Here is a 7493-nt window from a genome sequence, read left to right as displayed (position 1 = left end):
GGCTGGGCTGTACGGTGACTATCTGGATGCTGGACCCGGTGGCATGACCGGCTGGTGGTCGTCGGAGGATCCGCAGTACAACACCTATGGCATTACCGAAGCGAACTACCGGCAGGGAAGCTACTCCAGCAAGTCCATGTACGACGACTTCGAGGAAATGCCGTTCCAGCCCATCGATAACCTGGGGCAGTACTGGTACAGCCAGTTCCTCAGCCAGCCCACCGCCCAGACCCTGGGCTTTGTGCTACACACCACCGACCTGTTGCAGCCCCACCATGTGTGGACCACCTCGGCCCTGAATCACAGCGGCTGGGAATCCTGGGTGGCGGATTACTACGACAGTGAAAACCTGAACGCCACCGCTCTGGTGGACCAGGCGCTGCAGAATTTCACCCCATTGTCGCCCACCGGCAGTGACATTCGTCCGCTACTCACCGAGGGCGGCGCCTTGGCCTATGGCAACGGCGGTATCGTGTTGTCCAGCACCGACCATTCCGATCGTGTGCAGGTGGGGCAGACAGTCATCCCCAACGCCATTGCCATGGTGGTACATCTGCTCAACCACGCGGCATATCAGGTGAATCCCTGACGCTACGAACCGGCCCGTAACCGGGCCGGTGTTTTTCCGTAGGGTGCACTGAGCCTGAGGCGAACTGCACCGATCCTGCGTTTGAATGGTGCAGCCCGCGTAGGGCCGAAGGCCGTAATCCACCATCATAGGATCCGACGTCCGGGGTGGTGGTTTTGGTGGATTACGCCTTCGGCTAATCCACCCTACGGTAATGAATGGGCGATAAGAGACGAGAGAGGGAAACTTCCATGGCAATGCCTCGATGGATGTTGGCCATTGTGTTGACGGTTGTCGCCGTGGCCGGCTATGCCGGCTGGCAACAATGGGGGCCGCTGTCCGATGACGTGGCCGCCCGGGTGGATGGCGATGTGATTCCCGCCGCCACGCTGGATGTGTTCGTGGCGGCGGCGCGTCGCAGTGAGCCGGATATCAGCCGCGAAAGCGTCCTCAAGGGGCTGGTGGAAAACCGCCTTCTGGCGGCGGTGGCCCATGCGCAACATGATCACGATGCGCACCCGGAACGGGTGGGCTACGACAGTGCTACCCGCCACGAGCAGCAGCGCTTCAAGTTGATTCGCACCGCCTATGCTGACGCCCTGCGCAAAGCGGTTAACGACGACGGGATGGGCAACAGCCTGGACAGCCTGACCACACCGCTGGCGCTGTCCCGCCAGGCGCTGGCGCCCATGTTGACCCTGGAGCAGGCGTTGTACAGCACCATGACCGACGCCCAGCAGCAAGCGGCCAGCGACTATGTGCTGGCCCGCTATCGTTTTGCCGACGATCAGCCGGAACAGACCCTGACCTTGTGGGACCTATACCGGCGGCAGAACATCCAGTTGAAGGTGCAGATGCATAACCTCAACCTGGATTTCATTCGCGAAGCGGTGAAACAGCAGCTGACCATGGCCTACGTGTTTGACTGGTTTGAGCAACAGGCCGGGCTGTCCCGCGCGGCCATCGCCGCCGTGGATCGCAGCATCGACGATGCCCTGCAGCGGGAGGCCCTGATGCATGACATGGGTCTGATGCAGGACATCCATGACGACAATCCGCAACTGCGGGAGCTGGCGGCGCAGGTGACGGATCAACAAATTGCCGACTATTACGTGGCGAACAAGGTGCTGTTCACCCGGGTAGAGCGGGTGCGGGCGCGACATCTGAGAGTGAACAGTCAGCAGCAGGCGGACCGGGTCCATGAGCTGATCCACGATGGCCTGTCGTTTGATCAGGCAGTAGCGGATTACTCCGTGGCGCCGGACCAGGAACAGGGCGGCGAGCTGGGCTGGATCGATCGGCAATCCCGGCAGGATCTCTGGACCCGGTCGCTGGCGTTTGTGCAGCCGGAAGGCGTAGTGTCGCCGCCGTTTCGCAGCCCCGGTGGCGATGGCGCCGCCTACTGGGAACTGTTTCTGGTAGAAGAAAAAGTGACTGCCTACCAGAGCCTGGAGAGTGAATCGGTTCGCTACCGTGCGGGTCGGGCAGTGGCTCAGGAACTGTTGCAACAGCGCTTTCAGAGCCTGCTGGCGGAGGTCACCGAACAGGCATCGCTGCGAATCAATCAGGCGGTGCTGTGATGAAGGCGCTGCTGGTTGCTGTGTTGCTGGGCGCGGTGGCCTTGGTGATGGCCAGGTGGTTGCCGAGCGCAGCACAGGCGCCGCTACCGGGGGTGACCGATGACAGCACGGCGGTCGCAGAGATCGCACCGCAGAAAGCGCAGGAAAAAGCGGCCACGCCTTTGTCCATGATCGACACAGTGGCGGAGCGGCAGCGGCCATCGCGAGCTTCCCGCGTTGACGATGCCGCTGCCGGGCCGATGCCCTCGCCACAAGCGGTAACGGCCCTGCGTGACAGCATGCGCCACGGTGATCCGCGTACGCCGCCGTTGGCCCCGCGTACGGATTTGCGGGAGCCGCCCAGTGCTGCCGAGCTGGCCGACCCGGCGCTGTATCAACAGTACGAGCAGCGCCAGCAACAGAATGTCTATGCCTCGTTCGCCAGTGCCGTTGATCAGCGTATTCCGGAACTGGAAGCGATGATTGCCAAAGGCCGCGCCAGCGGCATCAGTGAGGCGCAACTGGCGGAAGGGGAAGCGAAGCTGGCCAAGTTGCGCGAACAGCGGGATCAGTTATCGGCGCAGCAGGCGGAGTCGGCCGACGAGGCCTCGTCGGCAGCCGGGCAGGATTGACCGGTTAGCTCTATGACGCTGTCGCGGATGGCCTCGTTCTTAGGGGCAAGGGCACGGGCACGGCAGATGCTGTCGCGGGCTCCTTCCTGATCGCCCAGCGCTTGTTGGGCGTAAGCCAGGTTATTCCAGGCGGCGGCAAAGTCTGGCGCCTGACCGGTAGCGCGTTGGAAGGCGTCGAGCGCCGGTTGCTGTTGGCCCTGGCTCCACAGGCTGTTGCCGTGACCGAACCAGAGTTTGCCGCTGTGCGGGAACGCGTCTACCGCCGTCGGCCAGAAGGCCTCGGCATTGGGCAGGGCGGAAATCGCCCGGAACAGGGTGCGCGGTTCCGCACTGGCAGGGAGTTGCCCCGGTTCGACCAGGGTGAAGCCCCATTGATTGGCACGGGCCCAGGTGCGGATAAAGCGGTTCCAGTGGCTGGTCTTGCCGGCGTCGGTGCCGCTGTGCAGGACTATGGTGTTGCCCTCATCTTGATAGCCGGTAACCACGGCAAAATGCCATTGGGGCCAGCGGCGCAGGGCCAGGTTCTGTAGCACCAGTACCGGTCGACCCGCCTGCAGTTCACTGAACAGCGCCTCGCTGTTTTCCACCGGATAGGCCATCAGGCCGCGGCTGCGGGCGGCAGCCCGCAATTCAATCCCCAGGCTGCCTTCCCGTTCCGGTAACCACACTTCGTCCACCAGGCTGTTTGCCGTCACCGGCTTGCCGGCCCATTGCAGCATCATGGCCAGGGCGGCGGGGCCGCATTGGTACTTTTCCTGGGGAACAAACGGCACCACCAGCTGCTGTTCGGTGTCCACCTGCGCACTTTGAGGAGGCGGAAAACTCTGGCATCCACTCAAGGAAAGCAGAATCAGCAGGCTGACGAGGCATGCCAGGTTGAAAGGGCTGGCAAAGGCTGGGAGTGAAAGGCGAGGAGCTGCTGGCTCCTCGCCGTAGGGGAGAGGCATGGATCAGTTAATGGGATCAATGGCGGGAAAGACGTTGGTCGCACCCAGCAGGTCGAGCAGGATAAGAATCAGGATGATGGCGAGAATCACGCCAACCACGCCCTGACCGGCGGGCAACTCTTCTGCCTTCTGGGCCAGCTGCTGCAGTTCCTGATCAGTCAGTCGGTCAAGACGCTGGCTCACCTGATCCTTGCTAACACCGTAGTCACCCAGCGCCTTGGCGGCGACCTTGTGATCCATCAGTTCCATTACCTGCGCCTTCATGGTCGCGCGGTCCTGTTGTTGGATGACCGTATCGTTACCGATCATGGCGGCCTGGGCGGCCGGCACAATCATCAGCTGCATGAAAAGCAGCAATGATGCACTGAGAATACCGGTAATGCGCTTGGTCATGGGATATCTCCATTCAGCTCGATGAATTCAACACTAACACCTTGACCTTAACGCAAAAGAATATCTCTCGAGGAATCACCATTTTTTACAAGGACTTTACCAATTTCTGTCGCGTTGACTCCGGCTTCACGCAATTGCGTAAGGGCCCGGGACAGTGCGTCTTCGGGAATGCTGAACAGCAGTCCACCGGCGGTTTGCGGGTCACACAGGATAGTCAGTAGCGACTCTGCAACCCGCTGCGTATCGCAATGCATCAACACGTGCCGGTTGGCCTCGTTGAGGGTGCTACTCACCCCATCTTCAATCAGCGACAGGGTGCCGGGCAGCAGGGGAGTGCTGTCGGTATCGACGGCCATGGCCACATCACTTTGCTGACAGATTTCATGGAGATGACCGAGCAGGCCGAAGCCGGTGATATCGGTGCAGGCATGCACTGGCAGATCCTGCATGGCCTGTTGGGCGATACGATTGCTGACCAGCAAATGGTCCAGGGTGGCATCCAGCCAGGGGCCGTGCAGTTTGTCTTTGTGCATCATGGCGGCCAGCTGCACGCCGCTGCCCAGGGGTTTGGTCAGCAGCAGGCGGTCGCCGTTCCGGGCGCCGCGTTTGTGCCAGAGCTGTTGCGGGTCCGCCTGACCGTTGACGGTAAAACCGGCAGCCATCTGCGGGCCTTCGATGGTGTGGCCGCCCACCAGGGTGCAGCCAGCGGCGTTCAGTTCTTTCACCGCGCCGGCCATCAACCGGTGCAGATCCCGGCCCTGCAACTTAGGGTGGTGCCACGGCAGGGTCACGTTGGCCAGGGCAGAGTGGGGCATGGCATTCATGGCGTACAGATCGCTGAGGCTGTGCAGTGCCGCCACTCGGCCAAACAAAAATGGTTCGTCAATAAAGGCCGGGAAATAATCCAGGCTTTGCACCAATCGCTTGTTGCTTGCCCAGTGAATGATAGCCGCGTCATCGGCGGCATCCACCCCGGCCTCGATATCGTCACGGATATGTGGCTGTAAATCCCGCAAGGCATCATGGAGTGCACCGCTGCCCACCTTGGCGCCGCAGCCGGCGCAATGCAGGGTGTCCGGGTCTGCCGGAGGCGGTGTCATGGCAGGCAACTGGCGATCGAACTTGTCCATAAAGGCGCGATCGATACGATCCTTCCAGCGCCATACCCAGTGCCCGGCGGCAGACAGGGCGCCGCCACGGCTGGCCACTGCCTGCTTGCCACCGGCGGAGAGCAAAGAGAGAAAGCGTTTCTGCGGTCGGTAGGCCTGCAAGGGCTGGCCGGTGATGGCGGCGCTCAGGTTGTGGGCCAACACCTTGGCCTGGCGCACCGCATAAACGCCGGCCTTGGGCAGGCTGTTGGGAAAGGCAGCGCAATCACCGGCGGCAAACACGCGGCTGTCGCTGCGGCTTTGCAAGGTCTCGGTTACGCGCACAAAGCCCTTGTCGTCACAGTCCAGGTCGCTGTCTGCAATCACCCGGGTGCCGCGCACGCCGGTGCACCAGAGCACCCGCGCGGCGTCCAGGGGGGTGTCGTTGGCGTAGAGGGTGCCATCGCGTTTTTCCACCCGGGTGTGTTCGCGCAGCTGGATACCGTAGTCCTCCAGATAGCGTTGCATACGTCGGCGCACCGGTTCCGGGTAGCCTGGTAGCAGTACGCCGCCGCTGATGAGTGACAGGGCGCCGCGGTGTCCGGTTTGCCGTTGATGTTCGGCAATGGCCAGGGCCATTTCCGTACCACCGGCGCCGGCGCCGACCACGGCCAGCGGGCTGTCATGATCACGCCATTGCTGCCAGCGCTGGTGGAAGCTGGCCACCGGTTTTACCGGCACGATATCCGGATGACCGCCACCCACGGGTTGCAGGTCCGGGGTGGCGCCCACATCCAGGCTCAGCCAGTCATAGTCCAGGGTACTGCCATCGTCCAGGGTGAGGCGGCGTTCGGCGCTGCAGATTCGTGTCACCGCGGCGCGGATAAAGCGGGTGCCGGTGGCCTGGCATAGCCGGTACAGATCCACATGGCTACCGGAGAGGGTGTAGTGGCCGGCAATCAGGCCGGGCAGCATACCGGAATAGGCGCTCAACGCATCGGGCGACACCAGGGTAATCCGTACGCCGGGGATCGGTTTCATGGCCAGCATGCGCAGGGCCAGCGCATGGCTGTGGCCGCCGCCAATCAATACCAGGTCGTGGTTGGCCGAGGGGGTCATCACAGCAGGATATCGCCTTTCAAAAAGCAGCGAGCCTGGCCACTCAGGGTAACCCGGTCACCCTTGAGAGTGCAGTGCAATTCGCCGCCCCGTGCCGAAAGCTGGCGGGCGTGCAGGGTGCTCTTGCCCAGCCGTTCGGCCCAGTAGGGCACCAGGGTGCAATGGGCGGAGCCGATCACCGGGTCTTCCGGTACGCCCTTGGCCGGGGCGAAAAAGCGGCTGACGAAATCGCAGTCATCGCCGGGGGCGGTGATCATGATCGCAAAGGTATCCAGTTTGCCGATGGCGGCAAAATCCGGCTGGAAGTTGCGTACCTGTTCCGCGCTGTCCAGCACCACCAGGGTATCGCGAGCCTGAAGAACCTCCGTGAGAGGAATGCCCAGCGCCTGCTCGTAGGGTGCCCGGTTGCTGACCGGGTGCGCCGGTCGGCTGAGGAAATCCAGGCTCAAAGTCTGGCCGTTGCGCTCCACATAAAGCGCACCGGATGAAGTATTGAAACGAATCCGCTCACCGGGAAACCCCAGCGCATTGAACACTACCCAGGCAGCGGCCAGGGTGGCATGGCCGCACAGGTCCACTTCCACACTGGGAGTAAACCAGCGCAGCGTATAGCCGGTGTCATCCGCCACCAGAAAGGCGGTCTCCGACAGATTGTTCTCCATGGCGATGTTCTGCAGCAGGGCATCCTCCGGCCAGCTTTCCAGCGGCACCACCGCCGCCGGGTTACCGGCAAACAGGGAAGAGGTGAAGGCATCGACTTGATAGAGTTTCATGGGCTGCCTTGCAAATAACGCGTTCGTTTCGTTGGCTTCATAGACCCAAGCCCGGCTTTAGCCGCAATCGCTTGCGCAATCCTCGCGACAGCGCATCCACTGCCAGATTGAGCATGACCGTGGCCATGATCAATAGCAGGGTCCGATCGAAGCGGAATTCCGCCACGCTGGAATCAATATAGAAACCCAGGGTATGAATGCCAAGAATCCCCAGCACCGCCGTTTCGCGCATGATCACTTCCCAGCGGTAGAGCAGGAAGGCCAGCAGGTTGGGGGTGACGCGGGGCAACACTTCCCAGGCGTAGCGGTTGAGGCCGGTGGGGGCGTCCGCACGCAACGTCAGGCTTTCGCTGAAGCGGCCGGTGAGGTGGGCGACGATGGCGCCGGTGTGCAGGGCCAGGGCCAGGATGCCCG

At 62.3% G+C, this 7493-nt stretch carries 7 protein-coding genes and 1 pseudogene; 3 read left to right on the top strand and 5 right to left on the bottom strand.

What is annotated here, in order from left to right; translation table 11 throughout:
* The 3 genes and pseudogenes from ACFE0K_RS10290 to ACFE0K_RS10280 all read left to right on the top strand — a co-directional run.
* A pseudogene (locus ACFE0K_RS10290) lies at window positions 1–589 on the top strand (phospholipase); the annotation flags it as partial.
* A gap of 230 nt (window positions 590–819) precedes the next feature.
* Window positions 820–2148, top strand: a complete 1329-nt coding sequence (locus ACFE0K_RS10285; RefSeq protein WP_434535980.1) for a peptidylprolyl isomerase — start codon at window positions 820–822, stop codon at window positions 2146–2148.
* Window positions 2145–2759, top strand: a complete 615-nt coding sequence (locus ACFE0K_RS10280) for a hypothetical protein (protein WP_434535979.1) — start codon at window positions 2145–2147, stop codon at window positions 2757–2759. The genes ACFE0K_RS10285 and ACFE0K_RS10280 overlap by 4 nt, the downstream gene beginning before the upstream one ends.
* Here ACFE0K_RS10280 and ACFE0K_RS10275 read toward each other — a convergent pair.
* From ACFE0K_RS10275 to ACFE0K_RS10255, 5 genes are all read right to left on the bottom strand, one after another.
* Complete coding sequence (locus tag ACFE0K_RS10275; RefSeq protein WP_434535978.1) at window positions 2696–3556, bottom strand: PA2778 family cysteine peptidase; 861 nt, start codon at window positions 3554–3556, stop codon at window positions 2696–2698. The two genes, ACFE0K_RS10280 and ACFE0K_RS10275, sit on opposite strands and share 64 nt — an antisense overlap.
* Window positions 3557–3709: 153 nt before the next feature.
* On the bottom strand, window positions 3710–4099 hold the full coding sequence (locus ACFE0K_RS10270) for a PA2779 family protein (RefSeq protein ID WP_434535977.1): 390 nt from the start codon (window positions 4097–4099) through the stop codon (window positions 3710–3712).
* A gap of 47 nt (window positions 4100–4146) precedes the next feature.
* A complete protein-coding gene (gene selD, locus ACFE0K_RS10265; RefSeq protein ID WP_434535981.1) occupies window positions 4147–6306 on the bottom strand; it encodes a selenide, water dikinase SelD in 2160 nt (719 codons plus the stop codon).
* Window positions 6306–7079, bottom strand: coding sequence for a PhzF family phenazine biosynthesis protein (locus ACFE0K_RS10260; RefSeq protein ID WP_434535976.1), 774 nt, complete (start codon window positions 7077–7079; stop codon window positions 6306–6308). The genes selD and ACFE0K_RS10260 overlap by 1 nt, the downstream gene beginning before the upstream one ends.
* A gap of 37 nt (window positions 7080–7116) precedes the next feature.
* Window positions 7117–7493 (bottom strand): PhnE/PtxC family ABC transporter permease (locus ACFE0K_RS10255; protein WP_434535975.1); only part of this gene is annotated, 377 nt, incomplete at its 5' end.

The organism is Alcanivorax sp. (assembly GCF_051117345.1).
Taxonomy (GTDB): Bacteria; Pseudomonadota; Gammaproteobacteria; order Pseudomonadales; family Alcanivoracaceae; genus Alcanivorax.
The sequence above is the reverse complement of the archived record's forward strand: the minus strand, read 5'-3'. Positions and strand labels throughout refer to the sequence as shown.

Coding starts and splice junctions, on each gene's coding strand:
- ACFE0K_RS10285 (WP_434535980.1), top strand. CDS start 820: ATGGCAATGCCTCGATGGATGTTGGCCATTGTGTTGACGGTTGTCGCC.
- ACFE0K_RS10270 (WP_434535977.1), bottom strand. CDS start 4,099: ATGACCAAGCGCATTACCGGTATTCTCAGTGCATCATTGCTGCTTTTC.
- selD (WP_434535981.1), bottom strand. CDS start 6,306: ATGACCCCCTCGGCCAACCACGACCTGGTATTGATTGGCGGCGGCCAC.
- ACFE0K_RS10260 (WP_434535976.1), bottom strand. CDS start 7,079: ATGAAACTCTATCAAGTCGATGCCTTCACCTCTTCCCTGTTTGCCGGT.